This window comes from Aeromicrobium senzhongii (genome assembly GCF_014334735.1).
Classification (GTDB): Bacteria; Actinomycetota; Actinomycetes; order Propionibacteriales; family Nocardioidaceae; genus Aeromicrobium; species Aeromicrobium senzhongii.
Map to the genome: position 1 here is coordinate 1,161,625 of NZ_CP060587.1, position 17,109 is coordinate 1,178,733.

Annotated in this window: 17 protein-coding genes and 1 riboswitch; of the genes, 9 read left to right on the forward strand and 8 right to left on the reverse strand. The window is 71.5% G+C overall.

Features of this window, described 5'->3' with window-relative positions; translation table 11 throughout:
* Positions 1-19: 19 nt before the first annotated feature.
* A complete protein-coding gene (locus H9L21_RS15460) occupies positions 20-433 on the forward strand; it encodes a response regulator (protein WP_255467361.1) in 414 nt (137 codons plus the stop codon).
* Entirely contained in the window at positions 430-1,485 is a 1,056-nt protein-coding gene (gene trpD / locus H9L21_RS05880; protein WP_230081289.1) for an anthranilate phosphoribosyltransferase, read from the forward strand. The genes H9L21_RS15460 and trpD overlap by 4 nt, the downstream gene beginning before the upstream one ends.
* A 15-nt stretch (positions 1,486-1,500) precedes the next feature.
* Here trpD and H9L21_RS05885 read toward each other — a convergent pair whose 3' ends face one another.
* Together H9L21_RS05885 and H9L21_RS05890 are read right to left on the reverse strand one after the other, a co-directional pair.
* On the reverse strand, positions 1,501-1,779 hold the full coding sequence (locus tag H9L21_RS05885; RefSeq protein ID WP_187411847.1) for an Lrp/AsnC family transcriptional regulator: 279 nt from the start codon (positions 1,777-1,779) through the stop codon (positions 1,501-1,503).
* Positions 1,780-1,800: 21 nt separating this feature from the next.
* Entirely contained in the window at positions 1,801-3,519 is a 1,719-nt protein-coding gene (locus H9L21_RS05890) for a DEDD exonuclease domain-containing protein (protein WP_154595292.1), read from the reverse strand.
* Positions 3,520-3,608: 89 nt separating this feature from the next.
* Here H9L21_RS05890 and H9L21_RS05895 point away from each other — a divergent pair, with 89 nt between their 5' ends.
* Together H9L21_RS05895 and H9L21_RS05900 are read left to right on the forward strand one after the other, a co-directional pair.
* Entirely contained in the window at positions 3,609-3,845 is a 237-nt protein-coding gene (locus H9L21_RS05895; protein ID WP_154595291.1) for a hypothetical protein, read from the forward strand.
* Between the two features lie 42 nt (positions 3,846-3,887).
* A riboswitch (cyclic di-AMP (ydaO/yuaA leader) is annotated at positions 3,888-4,041 on the forward strand.
* Positions 4,042-4,077: 36 nt separating this feature from the next.
* The gene (locus H9L21_RS05900; protein ID WP_154595290.1) at positions 4,078-5,010 is read left to right on the forward strand and encodes a C40 family peptidase; all 933 of its coding nucleotides are present in this window, start codon (positions 4,078-4,080) and stop codon (positions 5,008-5,010) included.
* 81 nt (positions 5,011-5,091) lie between these two features.
* Here the strand turns inward: H9L21_RS05900 and H9L21_RS05905 are convergent, their stop codons facing one another.
* On the reverse strand, positions 5,092-6,837 hold the full coding sequence (locus H9L21_RS05905; protein ID WP_187411848.1) for an AMP-dependent synthetase/ligase: 1,746 nt from the start codon (positions 6,835-6,837) through the stop codon (positions 5,092-5,094).
* A 72-nt stretch (positions 6,838-6,909) separates the two neighbouring features.
* Here H9L21_RS05905 and H9L21_RS05910 point away from each other — a divergent pair, with 72 nt between their 5' ends.
* Together H9L21_RS05910 and H9L21_RS05915 are read left to right on the forward strand one after the other, a co-directional pair.
* Positions 6,910-7,359 carry an SRPBCC family protein gene (locus H9L21_RS05910; protein ID WP_154595289.1) on the forward strand — a complete coding sequence of 150 codons (450 nt, stop codon included), beginning with the start codon at positions 6,910-6,912 and terminating at the stop codon, positions 7,357-7,359.
* Positions 7,352-8,389 carry an ROK family glucokinase gene (locus H9L21_RS05915; RefSeq protein WP_187411849.1) on the forward strand — a complete coding sequence of 346 codons (1,038 nt, stop codon included), beginning with the start codon at positions 7,352-7,354 and terminating at the stop codon, positions 8,387-8,389. Before H9L21_RS05910 ends, H9L21_RS05915 begins: the two co-directional genes overlap by 8 nt.
* Here the strand turns inward: H9L21_RS05915 and H9L21_RS05920 are convergent.
* Positions 8,292-8,723: a hypothetical protein gene (locus tag H9L21_RS05920; protein WP_154595288.1), complete on the reverse strand. Its 432-nt coding sequence runs from the start codon at positions 8,721-8,723 to the stop codon at positions 8,292-8,294. The two genes, H9L21_RS05915 and H9L21_RS05920, sit on opposite strands and share 98 nt — an antisense overlap.
* Positions 8,724-8,751: 28 nt before the next feature.
* A complete protein-coding gene (locus tag H9L21_RS05925; protein ID WP_154595287.1) occupies positions 8,752-9,531 on the reverse strand; it encodes an alpha/beta hydrolase in 780 nt (259 codons plus the stop codon).
* A gap of 58 nt (positions 9,532-9,589) precedes the next feature.
* Here H9L21_RS05925 and H9L21_RS05930 point away from each other — a divergent pair, with 58 nt between their 5' ends.
* Positions 9,590-10,339 carry a lysophospholipid acyltransferase family protein gene (locus H9L21_RS05930; RefSeq protein WP_187411850.1) on the forward strand — a complete coding sequence of 250 codons (750 nt, stop codon included), beginning with the start codon at positions 9,590-9,592 and terminating at the stop codon, positions 10,337-10,339.
* Positions 10,340-10,426: 87 nt separating this feature from the next.
* Positions 10,427-11,764: a class II 3-deoxy-7-phosphoheptulonate synthase gene (locus H9L21_RS05935; RefSeq protein WP_255467365.1), complete on the forward strand. Its 1,338-nt coding sequence runs from the start codon at positions 10,427-10,429 to the stop codon at positions 11,762-11,764.
* 48 nt (positions 11,765-11,812) lie between these two features.
* On the opposite strand, the gene pknB is transcribed toward H9L21_RS05935, so the two are convergent.
* Positions 11,813-13,780 (reverse strand): Stk1 family PASTA domain-containing Ser/Thr kinase, encoded by a 1,968-nt coding sequence (gene pknB, locus H9L21_RS05940; protein WP_154595285.1) that lies wholly within the window; start codon positions 13,778-13,780, stop codon positions 11,813-11,815.
* A gap of 62 nt (positions 13,781-13,842) precedes the next feature.
* Positions 13,843-14,871 carry a polyprenyl synthetase family protein gene (locus H9L21_RS05945; RefSeq protein ID WP_255467366.1) on the reverse strand — a complete coding sequence of 343 codons (1,029 nt, stop codon included), beginning with the start codon at positions 14,869-14,871 and terminating at the stop codon, positions 13,843-13,845.
* 24 nt (positions 14,872-14,895) lie between these two features.
* Between H9L21_RS05945 and metF the strand changes: the two genes are divergently transcribed.
* Positions 14,896-15,804 carry a methylenetetrahydrofolate reductase [NAD(P)H] gene (metF, locus tag H9L21_RS05950; protein ID WP_154595284.1) on the forward strand — a complete coding sequence of 303 codons (909 nt, stop codon included), beginning with the start codon at positions 14,896-14,898 and terminating at the stop codon, positions 15,802-15,804.
* Between the two features lie 15 nt (positions 15,805-15,819).
* Here metF and H9L21_RS05955 read toward each other — a convergent pair whose 3' ends face one another.
* Positions 15,820-16,998 carry a phytoene desaturase family protein gene (locus H9L21_RS05955; RefSeq protein WP_154595283.1) on the reverse strand — a complete coding sequence of 393 codons (1,179 nt, stop codon included), beginning with the start codon at positions 16,996-16,998 and terminating at the stop codon, positions 15,820-15,822.
* Positions 16,999-17,109 lie beyond the last annotated feature (111 nt).

Below are 17,109 nucleotides of genomic sequence, written 5' to 3' on the forward strand. Positions count from 1 at the left end.
CATTATGTACGATGCGATCGTGAGCCAGCACCAGCCCCTTCGAGTCCTGCTCTACAGCGACGATCGCGACGTCAGATCTGCCGTCGTCGCCGCGCTGGGCGCCCGACCCCACCCTGACCTTCCGCCCCTTGAGTACGTCGAGTGCGCGACCGAGCCGGTGGTCTGGCAGCAGCTCGATGCCGGCGGCATCGCGCTGGCGATCCTCGACGGCGAGGCTCGGCCCGCCGGCGGCATGGGCATCGCCCGCCAGATGAAGGACGAGCTCTACCAGGCTCCGCCGAGTCTGGTCCTGACCGGCCGCCCGCAGGACGCGTGGCTCGCCACGTGGTCGCGCGCCGACGCCGTCGTGCCGCAGCCGCTGGACCCGTTCCGGCTGGCCGAGTCGGTCATCGCGTTGCTGCGCGGGGCCGCCGTGTCCGGCTCGCGTCCTTGAGCGGCGCCCGTCCGGCGGCCCTGACCTGGCCGTCCGTCCTGACCGATCTGATCGCCGGTCGCGACCTCGACGCCGCGGCCACGGCATGGGCGATGAACGAGATCCTCTCCGGCGACGCCACCGGTGCGCAGGTCGCGGGCTTCGCCGTCGCGCTGCGCGCCAAGGGCGAGACCGCTGCTGAGCTGCAGGGCCTGGTCGACGCGATGTACGCCAAGGCCACCACGCTCGACCTGACCGATCGCGTCGTCGACATCGTCGGCACCGGCGGCGACATGGCCAAGACGGTCAACATCTCGTCCATGGCCGCCGTCACCGCCGCCGGCGCCGGGATCGGCGTGGTCAAGCACGGCAACCGTGCCGCCTCCAGCCAGTCCGGCACGGCCGATGTCTTCGAGCGGCTCGGGGTGCGCCTGGACGTGCCCGCCGAACGGGTGCTGGACGTCTACCGCGAGGCGGGCATCACGTTCTGCTTCGCTCCGGTGTTCCACGCCTCCATGCGCTTCGCCGGCCCGGCCCGGCGCGAGCTGGGCATTCCGACGTTCTTCAACTTCCTGGGCCCGCTGACGAACCCGGCGCGGCCAGCCGCCTCGGCCATCGGGTGCGCCGACCCGCGGATGGCGCCGTTGATGGCCGACGTGCTGGCACGTCGGGGCAGCAGCGCCTTCGTGTTCCGCGGCGACGACGGCCTCGACGAGATCACCGTCACCACGACCACACGGTTCTGGGTCCCGGGCGAGCACGGCATCGAGGAGCAGGTGTTCGATCCGCGCGACCTGGGCTTCGAGCTCGCGCCGGCCGACGCGCTGCGCGGCGGTGAGCCCGAGTACAACGCCGACGTGTTCCGGCGGGTGCTCGACGGTGAGTCCGGTCCGGTCCGCGACGCGGTGGTCCTCAACGCCGGAGCGGCGATCGCCGCTCACGAGGGCGCCGAGGGCACCTTGGTCGAGCGTCTGGGCGCAGGTGTGGCGCGGGCGACCGAGTCGATCGACTCCGGTGCCGCTCGCGACGCGCTGGCCCGCTGGGTCGACGCCACGTCGCGCCACGCGCGCTGAGCGCGCCGGCGCCGGTCAGTCCAGACCGATGCTGAACGCACCCTCGAGGTCGTGACGACTGAAGGTGCGGAAGGCGATCTGGGTCTGGGTCGACAAGACGCCGGGCACCTTGTTGAGGCGGTCGGCGACGACGTTCGCGATCTCGTCGTGATCGCGCACGCGCACCATCGCGATGAGGTCGTGGTCGCCGGTGACGGAGTAGACCTCGCTGATGCCCGGGATGTCGGCGATCGCTGCGCCGGTCTCGGGAATCGACGAGACCTCGGCCTGGATGAAGACGATGGCGGTGATCACCCCGCCAGCCTAACGGTGGCCTCAGGCCAGCCGCGCGACCTCCAGGTCGACGTCGAATCGCTCGAGGTGCCGCGCCGCCGCGGGCCACGGTGACTGCCAGGCGCCACGGACCATGCGCACCCCGGGGGACTCGAGCCAGCGTAGGAGGGTCTCGGTCTCCTCGATGAGCGCCGACGGCACGGGCCGCAGGGCCGGCTCGACCGTCTCGGCCGTGGACAGCAGCGTGTCGACCCATCCGGCCGTGGCGCCCCGCGTGGTCGCGACCTGCCGCGGCAGGATGGCCGCGGCCGCGAGGCGTCCGTGCCGGATCACGTGCACCTGCCACCCGTCCTGGTGCGGGGCGGCGGCGATGACCTCGGGCTCGCGGGCGAGGGAGTCCAGTCGCTGGGTGCGGCGCACCGCGCGGATGAGGCTCGCGGCGCGGTCGCGCAGGACGGCGGCGTCCTCGAACCGCTGGGACTCGGCCAGATGGGCCATGCGGCGCTCCAGGTGCGTCACGACCTCGACCGGGTCGGCCGTCATCGCCGTGCGGACGCGCCCCACCTCGTGCAGGTAGTCGGCCGGGGAGATCGCACCGTCGCAGGGGGAGAGGCACTGTCCGAGCTCGGCCAGCACGCAGGCCGCCCGGCTCGGCAGGATCGGCAGCCGCCCGGTGCACTGGCGGATCCGGAACGCGTCGTGCAGGGTCGCCAGCGCCGCCTCGGCCTGACGCCGGCTGCCGAAGGGCCCGATGTGGGTGGCTGCGCCCTCGGTGACCTTGCGCACGATCGAGACGCGCGGCCAGGGCTCGTCCGTCAGGCGCAGCCAGGAGAGACGGTCGGGGAACTTGGAGCGGCGGTTGTACGGCGGGCGGTGGCGATCGATCAGGCGCAGCTCGCGCACGCGGGCCTCGGTGTCGGTGGCGCACACGACCGTGTCGACCCGCTCGGCCAGCGCGATCATCTCGCCCATCCGCGTGCGGGTCTCGGCCTTGGTGAAGTACGAGCGCACGCGGGTGCGCAGGGACCGTGACGTGCCGACGTAGAGGACCTCGTCGCGGGCGTCACGGAAGAGGTAGACGCCGGGAGCGTCCGGGACGTTGTCGGCGAGGTGGCGCTTGCGGCGCTGCTGGGGCGTGACCTTGGCGGTGAAGGTCGCCACGTCCTCGACGGTGGCGACGTTCCAGGTGCCGAGCCGCTCGAAGAGAGCGTGCAGCACGTCGACCGTGGCCCGCGCGTCGGTGAGCGCGCGGTGATCGGGCTGGACGGGGGAGAAGCGGGCGGCGAGGGTCGCGAGCTTGACGTTCGGGACCTCGTCGCGCAGCAGGACCCGGCGCGCGAGCGGGACCGTGTCGATGACGTCGAAGCCCGGCCACGTGATGCCCAGCTCCTTCGACGCGTGCTTGAGGAAGCCGACGTCGAAGGGCGCGTTGTGGGCGACCAGGACGGTGCCGTGGGCGAACTCCAGGAAGCTGGGGAGCGCCTCGGCGATGCGGGGCGCCTCGATGAGCATCTGGTCGGTGATGCCCGTTAGCACCGTGATGAACGCGGGGATCAGCTGGTCGGGGTTCACCAGGGTCTGGAACTCGCCGAGGATCTGGCCACCGCGGACCTTGACCGCGCCGATCTCGGTGATCCGCGATCCCTTGGCCGGCGACCCGCCCGTCGTCTCGAGGTCGACCACGCAGAACGTGGTGTCGTGGAGAGGGCGACCGCCCCAATCGATGTCGGGATCGTCGAAGGCGGGTTGGTGCGGTGCCATGGATCAGACCGTAGGTCGCGGGTCCGACGAATCCGGGCAGGCGGTGCCGCAAACGGAATTTGTCGGTCGTCACACCTAGCGTCGCGGCCATGAACGAGATGGAACCCACGGCACCGGTCGTCGTCGACTGTGACAGTTGCCTCGTCCGCTGCCCCGCCGTGTGCGGCGACTGCGTCGTCTCCGTGCTGCTCGGACCGCCCAGCGACGTCGCCTTCGACGCCGACGAGCGTGCCGCCCTCGACACCCTCGCCGCCTCGGGGCTCGTGCCCCCGCTGCGCCTCGTGGTGGGGCTGAACGATCCGGAGCCACACCGCGACGCGGGTTGAATCGGCCCGGCCGGCCGACGTACAGTTGCCACCGTGTCGCCGACGGCGACACCGCCGAATCGTCCGAGACCCTCGTGGTCGACGACGAGCCGGGGAACCAAGGTACGTGGGGTGAATCGACCGGCTTGCCGGTCGTAGGGCAAATACCGAGGCCCGAATCCGTCAGCTCACCTGGTAGGCGTCGAGGTAATCAGGAGTTCTTTTCGTGCGCTTTCGCACCACTGCAGCCGCCATGGCTGCGTCGGCCGTCGTGGCCGGTTCGTTCATCATCGTCTCCCCAGCCAACGCCGATCCCGAGGTCACTCGCGCCGATGTCGAGAAGGCCTTCGACCGCGCCGAGGCCGCCAACGAGGCGCTCAACCAACTCACCGTGGACGCCGAGGACCTCGACGCCCGCATCGACGAGGTCAGCGCCGAGATCGCCAAGATCCGCAAGGTCTACACGGTCCAGCGCAACGAACTGGGCGCCGACATCGTCCAGCAGCACATGGAGCAGCCCCTCGGCCCGACCGTCGGCCTGCTCGGCAGCCAGGACCCGGATCTGTTCATCGAGGGCCTCAGTGCCATCGACGCGCTGAACACCACCCGTGCCGACGCCCTGGAGTCGTTCACGCGGACGCGTGTCGAGCTGCAGAAGCGCCGGGCCCAGCTGGCCGAGCACGAGGACGAGCTCGCGGCCAAGGTGGCCAAGGCCAAGAAGACCAAGGCCCAGCTGACCGAGTCCTACCGCAAGGCCAAGGCCGACTTCGCCCGCCTCTCGGCCCCGCAGCAGTCGGCCATGAACGAGGGCGGCGACGTCGAGCCGGTCAGCAACTCCGGCTCGGGCGCGGCCAAGGCGGCCATCGCCTTCGCGATGAGCCAGCTGGGCGATCCCTACGTCTACGGCGGCACCGGCCCCGACGGCTGGGACTGCTCCGGCCTGATGATGAAGGCCTACGCGGCGGCCGGGGTCTCGATCCCGCGCGTCGTCGGCCCGCAGATCGCCGCAGGTCGCAAGATCTCGGCCGGCGAGCTGCAGCCCGGTGACCTCGTGGCCTACCCGAGCATGTCCCACATCGGCATGTACCTCGGTGGCGGCAAGGTCATCCACGCTCCCCGTCCGGGCAAGAGCGTCGAGATCACCAGCCTGTCCTCGGGCTTCGGTGTCTACGCCCGCGTCTCCTGACCGACGCAGCAGCCCGACCCACGCAGCACAGAGAACGGCCCCCGGCGCACTGCGCCGGGGGCCGTTCCTCGTTGCTGCGTCTCAGCGGACGTAGAGCGCTTCGATCCGGTCGTGCAGATCGCGCACGACCATGTGGCGCTTGACCTTGAACGAGGGCGTCAGGTAGCCGTTCTCCTCGGTCCAGTCCTCCTCGATGATCGCGAACTTGCGGATCGCCTCGGCGCGCGACACCTGGCTGTTGGCGTCGTCCACCGCCTTCTGGACCTGCTCGAGCAGCGCGGGGTCGTCCAGGTCGCCCTCCCACGCCTCGCGGTCGATCGTGACGAGCGCGGCGACGAAGGGCTTGCCCTCACCGACGACCAGGCACTGGCTGACCAGCGAGTGCGACCGCACGCGATCCTCGAGGATCGCCGGCGAGACGTTCTTGCCGCCCGCGGTGACGATCAGCTCCTTCTTGCGGCCCGTGATCTTGACGAAGCCGTCCTCGGTGACCTCGCCGAGGTCGCCGGTCGAGAACCAGCCGTCCTGGCTGAGCACGTTGCGCGTGGCGGTCTCGGCGTTCCAGTAGCCGACGAACACCTGCGGGCCGCGGAACTGCAGCTCGCCGTCCTCGGCGATACGGACCTCGACGCCCGGGAGCGGCGGCCCGACGGTGCCGATGCGCTGGGCGCCGGGGTGGTTGACCGTCAGCGCCGCCGTGGTCTCGGTCAGGCCGTAGCCCTCGAGGACGTTCACGCCGATGCCGCGGTAGAAGTGGCCGAGGCGGTCGCCCAGGGGTGCGCCGCCGGAGATCGCGAACTCGGCGCGGCCGCCCAGGGCGTTGCGTAGCTTGCTGTAGACGAGCTTGGAGTACAGCGCGTGCTTGGACTTGAGCGTCAGGGAGGGGCGGCCCGACTCGGTGGCACGGCTGTAGGCGATCGCGGTCCGCACGGCGGCGTCGAAGATCCGACCCTTGCCCTCGGCGTAGGCCTTGGTGCTCGCGGAGTTGAAGACCTTCTCGAACACGCGCGGGACGGCGAGGATGAAGGTGGGTCGGAACTGGCCGAGATGATCGACGAGGTTCGCGATGTCGGCGGTGTGGCCCAGCACCGAGCCGTAGCGGATCGCGCCGACCTGGATGATCCGGGCGAACACGTGCGCCAGCGGCAGGAACAGCAACGTCGAGGCGCCCTCGGCGGCGAACATCTCCTCGAGCCGGACCTTGGCGCCGAACAGCTCGGCGCGGAAGTTCGCGTGCGTCAGCTCGCAGCCCTTGGGACGACCCGTCGTGCCCGAGGTGTAGATCAGGGTCGCGAAGTCGTCGGGGCTGACGGCCGCGCGACGCTTCTCGACGGTGTCGTCGTCGACGTCCGCGCCCTCGGCGGCCAGCGACGTCAGGACGTCGCCCAGCGGCCGGATCGACCGCAGCTCGGGCGTCTCGGGGCGCGCCTCCTCGATGCGGAGCCGGTGCTCCTCGTTCTCGTAGAAGATGTGCGTCGCACCGGAGTCGGCCAGGATCCAGGCGATCTGCGAGGCCGAGGAGGTCTCGTAGATCGGGACGGTCACGGCGCCGATCCACCAGTTCGCGTAGTCCAGGACCGTCCACTCGTACCGGGTCTTCGCCAGGATCGCGACGCGGTCGCGGTGGCCGACACCGTCGGCGAGCAGGCCCTTGGCGGCTGCGGTCACCTCGGCGTGGAACTGGGCCAAGGTGACGTCGACCCAGTCTCCGTCGACCACGCGGCGCAGGGCCACCTTGTCGCGATCGGCCTCGAGCCGGTCGAGGATGTCCTGGCTGAGGGTGCCCCAGTCATCGACGGTCACGGCGGGGGAATTCTGCGTGCTCACAGACAGCACCGTACCTTCCCGCCGACGGCGGTCATGCGCCGATAGGCTGTGCGGCAGTCGAGGGAGGTGGACATGGCGCGCACCGTCAGTGACATCGTGATCGATGCTCCGCCCAGTGCTGTGATGTCAGTCATATCGGCGTTCGGCGCCTACCCCGACTGGGCCACCGGGATGCGTGAAGTCACCGTGCTGGAGCGTGACCACGAGGGCCGGCCGCGCGACGTCCGCTTCGTCGTGGACTCCGCTCCCATCCGCGACACGTTCACGTTGCGCTACGACTGGCGCGGCGAGCGGCTGGTGACGTGGAGTCTGGTGCCGCAGGACGAGACGATGCTCTCGGCGATGGACGGCTCGTACACGCTCGACGCCGTCGCCGGCGGGCGGACGCGGGTGACCTATCAGCTGGCGGTCGAGTTGAGACTGCCGCTGCTGGGGATGCTCCGGCGCAAGGCCGAGAAGGTCATCGTCGACACCGCCCTGAAGGGCCTCAAGCAACGCGTCGAGAGCCGGACCGGTGTCTGAGCGGCTCGCGGTCGGCATCGACGTCGGTGGCACGAAGATCGCCGGCGGAGTCGTCGACGAGGACGGCCGGGTCGTGGCTCGCGCGCGCCGCGCGACCCCGACCACCGACCCGACGGCCGTCCTGGACGCGATCACCGAGATCGTCGCGGAGTTCCGCGCCCAGTACGTCGTCCGGGCCGTCGGCGTGGGTGCGGCCGGGTACGTCGACGTCACGGGCTCCACCGTCGTCTTCTCGCCCCACCTGGCCTGGCGCAACGAGCCCTTGCGCGATGCCCTCGTGCGACGCACCGCCCTGCCGGTCCTGGTCGACAACGACGCCAACGCGGCGGGCTGGGCCGAGTGGCGCTTCGGCGCCGCGCAGAACCACCCGGACGTCGTGATGGTCAATCTCGGCACGGGCATCGGCGGCGCCATGGTGCTCGACGGGCGCCTGTACCGCGGCCACTCCGGCATGGCGGGGGAGTTCGGTCACCAGCGTGTCGTCGAGGACGGCCGGCCGTGCCCGTGCGGCAATCGCGGATGTTGGGAGCAGTACGCCAGCGGGCGCGTGCTCCAGCGACGGGCCTCGGCTGCCGTCGCCGAGGGCTCGGACATCGGCCGGGCCCTGGTCGACCTGGCCGGTACCCCGGAGCAGGTCGACGGCACGACCGTCGGTCGGCTGGCGATGGCCGGGGACGAGGAGGCGATCGCGTGGGTGGGCGACGTCGGCCGGTGGCTCGGCATCGGGCTGGCCAATCTCGCGGCGGCCCTCGACCCGGGGATCTTCGTCATCGGCGGCGGTGTCAGTGAGAACGGCGAGGCACTCCTGCGTCCCGCGCGTCACGCGTTCGCGGATCACCTGACCGGACGGGGCTACCGCTCGGAGGCGCGGATCGTCGCGGCGCACCTGGGGAACGACGCCGGACTGGTCGGCGCGGCCGACCTGGCTCGGCTCAGAGCGCGGCGCCGTCGTCTGGCCAGTCCGGGTTACTCGGTCCGCGGTCCGGCAGTTGCGAGATCAGATAGACGACGGCGACGACGATCGCGATGACCACCAGGGCGGCCACGAACGTCGGCAACGGCATGGACGCCATGGTGGTGACCAGCAGCAGCGCGGGACCGCCCACGAAGACGAACCAGGCGAAGCGGACCCGCCCCCGCGAGCGCAGCTGGGCCGGTCCGACCTCACGGTAGAACTGGTCGTCGGGGTTCTCCTGCGCCTCGGCCGCACGGCGCCACTCCTCGCGAGCCTGCGCCTCGGCGCGCTCGCGCTCGGCCGTCACCCGGGCGGCGGAGGCGTCGAAGTCCTCCAGGCCGGTCAGGTCCAGGTCCAAGCCCTCGACGATGCGATCGAAGTCGTCGGGTGACGAGGATGCGTCGGTCACGACGGCCTCCCGGTGGATACGGCCACCCTCAGGGGGTGGGTGCGTGATCGGCGATGAACTGCGCCGATGTCTCCATGATGAACTCCGCATCATGATCGAGCGTCGCGACGTGGAAGCTGTCCCGCAGTTCGATCAGCTCGACCTGCGACGAGGAGACGCCGTCGAGGACCAGCCGGGCCGTGATCTCGTCGACGACGTGGTCCTCGACCGAGCGGAACATCAGCAGGGGAGCGGTGACCTGTTCGAGGTTCTCGCGCACGTCGCGCCACAGCTGCAGTTGGGAGGCCAGGGCCTTCAACGGCGTCCGGTCGTAGGCGACCTCGTCCTGGCCGGCGAGCTTGATGTCGTTCCCGACGCCCGCCAGCGAGGGCACGAAGCGGCTGAGCAACGGGACGGCCAGCAGGTCGCGGCGCTTCAGGGCGATCGCGGGATTGACCAGCACCAGGGCGTCGACGTCCTCGGGCCGCTGCTCGGCCAGGCGCAGCGCCAGGGCCCCGCCCATCGACAAGCCGCACACCGCGACCCACTCGCACTGTGAGCGCAGCTCGGTCAGCGCGTCGTCCACCTCGCCGTACCAGTCGCGCCACGTCGTCGTGTTCATCTCCTGCCACGTGGTGCCGTGACCCGGGAGGCGAGGCACCGCGACCGTGTGACCCAGCTCGGCCAGGAATCGGCCCCAGGGGGCCATCGACGCCGGCGACCCCGTGAAGCCGTGGCTCAGCAGGATCCCGACGCGCCCGCCGGGCGCGTAGAAGGGTTCGGCGCCCGTCCGGACGGGGGAGTGGCCGTGCACGGAGGAGTCGGACATGACGCCATCGTGCCCCATGTCACGCTCGGTCGCGGAGCGGCGCGGTAATGTCTCGTGCGTGTTCTATTGGTTCCTGAAGTTCCTGGCGCTGGGTCCGGTGCTGAAGCTGATCTTCAGGCCATGGGCCGAGGGGACCGAGAACGTCCCGCGCGAGGGCGCCGTCATCCTGGCCAGCAACCACCTGTCGTACAGCGACTGGCTCTTCATGCCGCTCGTCATCCCGCGCCGGGTGACGTTCGTGGCCAAGGCCGAGTACTTCGAGGGGACCGGTCTCAAGGGCTTCCTGCAGCGCCAGTTCTTCTCCGGGTCGGGTCAGGTCCCGATCGACCGCAGCAGCGGCACGGCCGCCGCCGGCGCGATCCGCACGCAGTTGCGGCTGCTGGCCGACGGCGAGGTCTGCGGCATCTATCCCGAGGGCACCCGCTCGCACGACGGCAAGCTCTACCGCGGCCGCACCGGGGTCGCGCGGCTGGCGCTGGAGGCGAAGGTCCCCGTGATCCCCGTGGCCGTCATCAACACCGACATCGTCGCCCCTCCGGGCAAGATCTTCGGCCGGTACGCCCGTCCGGGCGTGCGCTTCGGCAAGCCGCTGGACTTCTCGCGCTACGACGGCATGCAGGACGATCGCTACATCCTGCGCGCGGTCACCGACGAGATCATGTACGAGATCATGAACCTGTCCGGCCAGGAGTACGTCGACCTCTACGCCCCCGACGCGAAGAAGCGCGACAAGGAGCTGGAGAAGCAGGCCGCCCGTGAGCGCGAGCGGGCCGAGGCGCAGGAGATCTGGGAGGAGATCGCCGAGTAGGCCCCGGGGCGCCGCGGTTCGTGGCGACCGGCTCTCGTGGGCTGGACATCGTGTCGGGCCCACAGGCGGGTCGCGTATCCTTGCCCGGTGAGCATCCCCAGCCTGGAAGAACTGCGTGCGATCGGTGCTGCACAGCAGCCGACGTACCCCGACCTCGACGCGCGTGATCGTGCCGTCGAGAAGCTGAGGAAGATGCCGCCGCTGGTCTTTGCCGGCGAGTGCGACGCGCTGCGCGACAAGATGGCGGCCGTCGCCCGCGGTGAGGCGTTCCTGCTCCAAGGTGGCGACTGCGCCGAGACCTTCGAGGGCGTCACCGCCGAGAACGTCCGCAACAAGCTGCGGGTCCTGCTGTCGATGGCCGTCGTGCTGACGTACGCCGCCAGCGTCCCGGTGGTCAAGGTCGGCCGTCTCGCCGGCCAGTACGCCAAACCGCGCTCCAGCGACACCGAGACGCGCGACGGCGTCACGCTGCCGGCCTACCGCGGCGACGCGGTCAACGGCTTCGACTTCACGCCCGAGGCGCGCCACCCCGACCCGCAGCGCCTGCTCGACGTCTACCACGCGTCCAGCGCCACCTTGAACCTCGCGCGCGCCTTCACGACCGGCGGTTACGCCGACCTGAAGCAGATGCACACGTGGAACACCGACTTCGTGCGCAACAGCCCCGTCCGCGAGCGCTACGAGCGCATCGGCGACGAGATCGATCGCGCGCTGGCGTTCATGGAGGCCATCGGCGCCGATCCCGACGAGCTGCACACCGTCGACTTCTACTCCTCGCACGAGGCGCTCGTGCTCGAGTACGAGCACGCCCTGACGCGCATCGACTCGCGCACGGACCTGCCGTACGACGTGTCCGGCCACTTCGTGTGGATCGGCGAGCGCACGCGCCAGCTCGACGGCGCGCACGTCGAGCTGCTGAGCCGCATCGCCAACCCCATCGGCGTCAAGCTCGGCCCGACCAGCAGCGCCGACGACGCGCTCGCCCTATACGAGAAGCTCAATCCCGACCGCGTCCCGGGCAAGGTCACCTTCATCACCCGCTTCGGCGCCGAGAAGATCCGCGACCTGCTGCCGACGCTGGTCGAGAAGGTCACGGCCGCGGGTGCCGAGGTCGCCTGGGTCACCGATCCGATGCACGGCAACACGTTCGCCACCGACAACGGCTACAAGACCCGTGAGTTCGACGCCGTGATCGACGAGGTGCGCGGCTTCTTCGAGGTGCACCGCTCGCTGGGCACGTGGCCCGGCGGTCTGCACGTCGAGCTCACCGGCGACGACGTCACCGAGTGCCTGGGCGGCGGCATGAAGCTGTCGGCGCAGGACCTCGAGCACCGCTACGAGACGCTGTGCGACCCGCGCCTGAACCGCGCGCAGTCGCTGGAGCTGGCGTTCCTCGTCGCGGAGATGCTCGCCGGCCGCTCCTGAGGATCGGGGCGCCCTCGGCGCCCCACCCGGGGGACCGGGCCGACAGGCTCAGGACAGGAAGACCGTCACGGTCGACCCGCGCTTGATCTTCTTGCCCGCGTCGGTCATCTGGTACTGGACCCGCGCGTCGGCACCGGCGAACGGATTGCGCGCGGCGTTCAGCTTGAGCCCGAGCGCGTCGAGAGCGGCGCGTGCCTCGTCCTCGGTCTTGCCCTTGAGGTCCGGCACCACGACGAGCGGGGGACCCTGCGAGACCGTCAGCGTGATCGTGTCCCCGCGCACGCCGGTGCCCGACGAGGGCGTCTGGGAGATGACGCGACCCTTCTTGACCGAGTCGCTGTTCTCCTCGACGGTGCGGACCGTGAAGCCCTGGCCCTGGAGCTCGGCGGTGGCCTCGTCGGCCGGATCGCCGGTGTGGTCCTGGATCTTGATCGGGCGCGGGCCCTTGCTGACGACGAGGTCGACCTCGGTGTCGCGCTTGACCTGATCGCCGACCTTGTGGCTCGAGGACTTGATGATCCCGTCGGTGGGGACCTTGTCACTGAACTCCTCGGTCACCTCGCCGACACGCAGGTGCCGGGCACCCAGGATCGTCTCGGCCTCGGCGACGGTGCGGCCCTGGATGTTGGGGATCTCGTACCGCTCCTTGCCCTTGGAGAGGGTCAGGGTGATGGTCTCGTCCGGCAGCAGGCGCGAGCCGGCGTCGGGGTCGGTCGAGACGACGGCGCCCTTCTCGACGACCTCGGAGAACGCGGGGTCGCCCACCTCGACGGCGAAGCCGGCCGACTCGGCGGCCTCGACCGCCTCCTGGCGATCCATGGACACCAGGTTCGGGACCGTCTCGTACCGGCCGATGGCGAGGTACCAACCGAGCAGGGCGGTGGCGGCGAGGGCGCCCACCGCAGCCATCAGCAGCACCGGGCCGCGTCGGCTGCGTGCCGTCGCGACGGCCGGCTCGGGCGGCACCACGGGAGGCGGCGCGGCCGCACCGAAGGTCGTGGTGGGCTCACTGACCGAGGTCGTCGCCTGCGTCGGGGGACCGTCCGTCCAGGAGGCGACCGGAGCGGTCAGCTCGACGTCGGCCGGCACGCGGTCGAGCGTCGGCATCTCGGCGGGCGTGGGTCCGGCTCCGGGCAGCAGGTCGCTGGTCAGATCGGGATCGTCGGCCAGTCCGGCGGCGAGCGCCCGCTGGACCTGACGGACCTGGTGCAGCAGCACGCGGGCGTCGGGGGAGCGGCGGCCGCGGTCGCGGGTCATGGCGCGCATCACGAGCGCGTCCAGGTACGGGGGAATGCCCGGCTGCAGTTTCGAGGGCGGCTCGACGTCCTCGTTGACGTGCAGGTGCGCCACCGCCAGGGGCGAGTCGCCGACATGGGGCTTGCGGCCCGTCAGCATCTCGAAGAGCATCGCGCCGCAGGCGTAGACGTCGGTGCGTGGATCGGCGCCCTGGTGGGTGATGACCTCGGGCGCCAGGTACGAGACCGTGCCGACGAGGACGCTGTCCAGCGTCGACTCGGTGCTGATGGCGCGCGCCAGCCCGAAGTCGGCCAGCTTGACCTCGCCGGTCGTGGAGATGAGGACGTTCTCGGGCTTGATGTCGCGGTGGATCAGCCGGGCGTCGTGCGCCGCGGACAGGGCCATGAGCACGGGCTCGAGGTAGGACAGCGCGCGGCGCGGGGGCATCGGGGCCTCCTCGCGCAGGACGTCGCGCAGGGTGCGTCCGGGGACGTACTCCATGACGAGGTAGATGGTGTCCCCGTCGACGCCCTGGTCGTAGACCGAGACGATGCCGCGATGGTTCAGCTTGGCGGCGGACTGGGCCTCACGGACGAACCGTTCGGGGGTGTCGGCCAGGTCGGTGTCGGGGTGCATGATCTTCACGGCGACGACCCGGTCGAGGCGCAGATCGGTGGCGCGGAAGACGCTGGCCATGCCGCCACGGGCGATGCGTTCGTGGATCACGTAACGCTGGTCGAGCGTCCGCCCGACCAGTGCGTCGTCATCCGTGACCGTCATGCGCGCCTCCTGGAACACCTTGATTCTAGGGGTCGCTCCCCGAAGTCCGGTGGTCCGGCGGATCAGCGGACGCGTCGGGTCGCCGCGTCGACCAGGGGGTCGAGCACCTCGGCGGCCTCGTCACCGAGCACCGCGATGGCCCGCTCGGCCTGCGCGACGAGCCGATCGATGTCGCGCTCGACCTCGGTCAGCGCGCCGCTGGCCTCGATGAGGTCCCGCAGCTCGTCGACGCCCTCGGGCCGGCCCAGCAGGGACAGGACGTGCGCGTCGCCGGCCACGTCGGCCGTCCGGGCCACCAGGACGGTCCGCTTGCCCTCACGCAGGTCGTCGCCGGCCGGCTTGCCGGTGTCGGCGGGATCACCGAAGACCCCGAGCACGTCGTCGCGCAGCTGGAAGGCCTCGCCCAGCGGCAGGGCCACGTCGGTCAGGCGGGACAACAGGGTGTCGTCGCCCCCGGCGAGGGCGGCGCCCACGTGCAGCGGCCGCTCGATCGTGTACTTGGCGGACTTGAACCGGATGACGTGCATGGCGCTGGCGACGTCGACCGTCTCGCGGGTCTGGGCCAGCACGTCGAGGAACTGCCCGGAGACGACCTCGGACTTGCAGGCGTCCCACAGACGGGCCGTCCGGGCGTCGGGCTCGGCGCGACGGAAGTGCTCGTCCGCCCACGACAGCATCAGATCGCCGAGCAGGATCGCGACGCGGGCGCCGTACTGCTCGGGGTCGCCCACCGCGCCGGCGGCGACGTGCCGCGCCTCGAAGTCGCGGTGCACGCTCGGTCGGCCGCGACGCGTGTCGGAGCCGTCCATGAGGTCGTCGTGGACCAGGGCGCTGCCCTGGAGCCACTCGAACGCGGCACCGGCGGCGGCGATGCGCGGTTCGGCGGGGGAGCCGCCGGCGAGCAGCCAGCCGGCGTGGCAGAAGGTCGGCCGGAACAGCTTGCCGCCGACGGTGAAGTCGACCGCCGCCTGCACGAGGTCGCCCACGGCCGGGTCGACCTCGGTCAGCAGGCCGCGCTGGTCCGCGACGAAGGAGTCCAGCTGTCGGGCGACGGCTGTCCGAAAGGTGGGATCATCTGCCGGGCTGGTCACCTCGGTGACGATACCGTTGACGTCATGCCCGACACCGACGACGCCGCACGCCAGGACCCGATCCTGCAGGCGCTGGCCTCCGACCGGCCCGCGGTCTCGTTCGAGTTCTTCCCGCCCAAGGACGACGAGGGCGAGGCGCAGCTGTGGCGCACCATCGACGACCTCGCGCCGCTCGAGCCGACGTTCGTCTCGGTGACGTACGGCGCCGGCGGGACCAGCCAGGACCGGACCGTCCGCATCACCGAGCGGATCGCCCGCGAGGCTCCCATGCCGCCCGTCGGACACCTGACCCTGGTGGGACAGAGCCGCGGCGAGATCGAGACGGTGTTGAAGCAGTACGTCGCCGCCGGCGTGCGGCACGTGCTGGCGCTGCGCGGCGACCCGGCCGGCGGTCCCCGTGCCCCGTGGGAGCCGCACCCCGACGGCATGAGCCACGCGATCGAGCTGGTCGAGCTGGTGCGCGAGGTGGGCGGGCTCGCGGTGGGTGTGGCGGCCTTCCCCGAGGGACATCCGGACGCGGACGGTCTCGACGCCGACGCCGACGTCCTCGTGGCCAAGGCCCGGGCGGGCGCATGCTTCGCGATCTCCCAGCTGTTCTTCCGTGCGGACGACTACTTCGGCCTGGTCCGCCGGGTCCGCGAGCGCGGCTGCGGCCTGCCGATCGTGCCGGGCATCATGCCGATCCTGAACCTCAAGCAGGTCGCCCGGATGGCCGAGCTCTCCGGTGCGGACATGCCGCGCGAGGTCCTCGACCAGATCGAGCCGCTCGCCGACGATCCCCAGGCGGTGCGGGCCAAGGGCATCGACCTCGCGACGCAGCTGTGCCGCGACCTGATCGCCGGTGGGGCCCCGGGCCTGCACTTCATGACGCTGAACCGGTCGCCCGCGACCCGCGAGATCTTCGAGCGGTTGCGCGCCGACGGCGTGGTCTGAACCCGCTGCCGGGCCTCAGCGCGGCACGGCGCCGAGGTGCTCCGCCAACGCGGCGGTGCCCATCCCCGTGACCTCGAGGGAGGCGCCGGGCGACGCCGCGGCGCCCACGAGCCACAGGCCGGGGCGCGGGCTCCTGGCCGGGCGCGGCAGATCGTCGGACGTCGGGGGAGCCGGGACGCTGCCGCGCCAGGTCACGAACGAGGTGAGGTCCAGTCCGTGGCGGGCCAGCACCGCCAGCGGATCCACGTCCCGCGGAGCCTCGAAGACCCAGCCGTCGGTTCCGGAGCGCCACCCGCGCACGACGTGGGAGTCGTGGACGACGAGGTCGTCGGGGACCTCGGTGGCGCCGTCCAGGCGGACCGCGGTGTGCTCCAGGCTCGGCGTCGGCGCGGCCGCCAGCGGATCGGTCCCCGTCGCCCACACGACCACGTCGGCCTCGCGGATCGATCCGTCCGCGAGCTCGACGCCGACGTCGACCGGCCGGGCGACGTCGACGCCGGTCTCGATCGTCACCTTGCGCTCGCGCAGTCGCGTCGTCAGGGCGGTCGCCAGTCCGGCACTGCCGCCGTCGAAGCGCCAGCGCCCGAAGTTGCGCTCGACGTAGTGCCACACGGCCAGGACGCCCGGAGCGGACTCGGTGAGGCCGGGCAGGTCGGCGGCGAGCCGGCGCAGCCGCGGATCGCGCAGGGCGCGGACGGTGCGGCTCAGCGACCGGTCGCTCCAGGCCACCTCGGGAACGGGGGAGTCGTGCGGGTGCGCCACCTCGAGCACGCTGCGGCGCAGCTCGTTCCACGGATCGGGTGACTCGTCGACCCACGGCGACCACGCGTCCGATCCGAACGCCGCGACCACGGCGTCGTGCTGGGCGCCGCGCGTGCCGAAGGGCAGGTCGAGGGTCACCGTGTGCCGCGGCCAACGAGCCGGCAGCACGTGGTGGCGCGGGCCGGCCGGACTGATCGCGATGAGGGCGTCCATGGGGCGGCCGGACTTGCGGAACAGGTCGCGGAAGGCGCCCGGCAGCGTCACGCTCTCGGGGCCCGCCGCCCAGCGGTCGCCACCGATCGGGACACCCAGCAGCCGGCCGCCCGGCTCGGCCCCGCGCTCCAGGACGGTGACGTCGTGGCGCAGCTTCGCCAGCCGGGCCGCGGCCGACATGCCGGCGAATCCACCGCCCACGACCAGGATCCTCGCCATGCTCAGGGCCTCCGTCCGGTGTCCGCCGTGACCCCGCGCTGGGGTCCGTGGGGGCGATCCGTGGGTCGGTCGAGGGCCGCGAGATCCATGTCGCGACCGTACCGCGAGCGG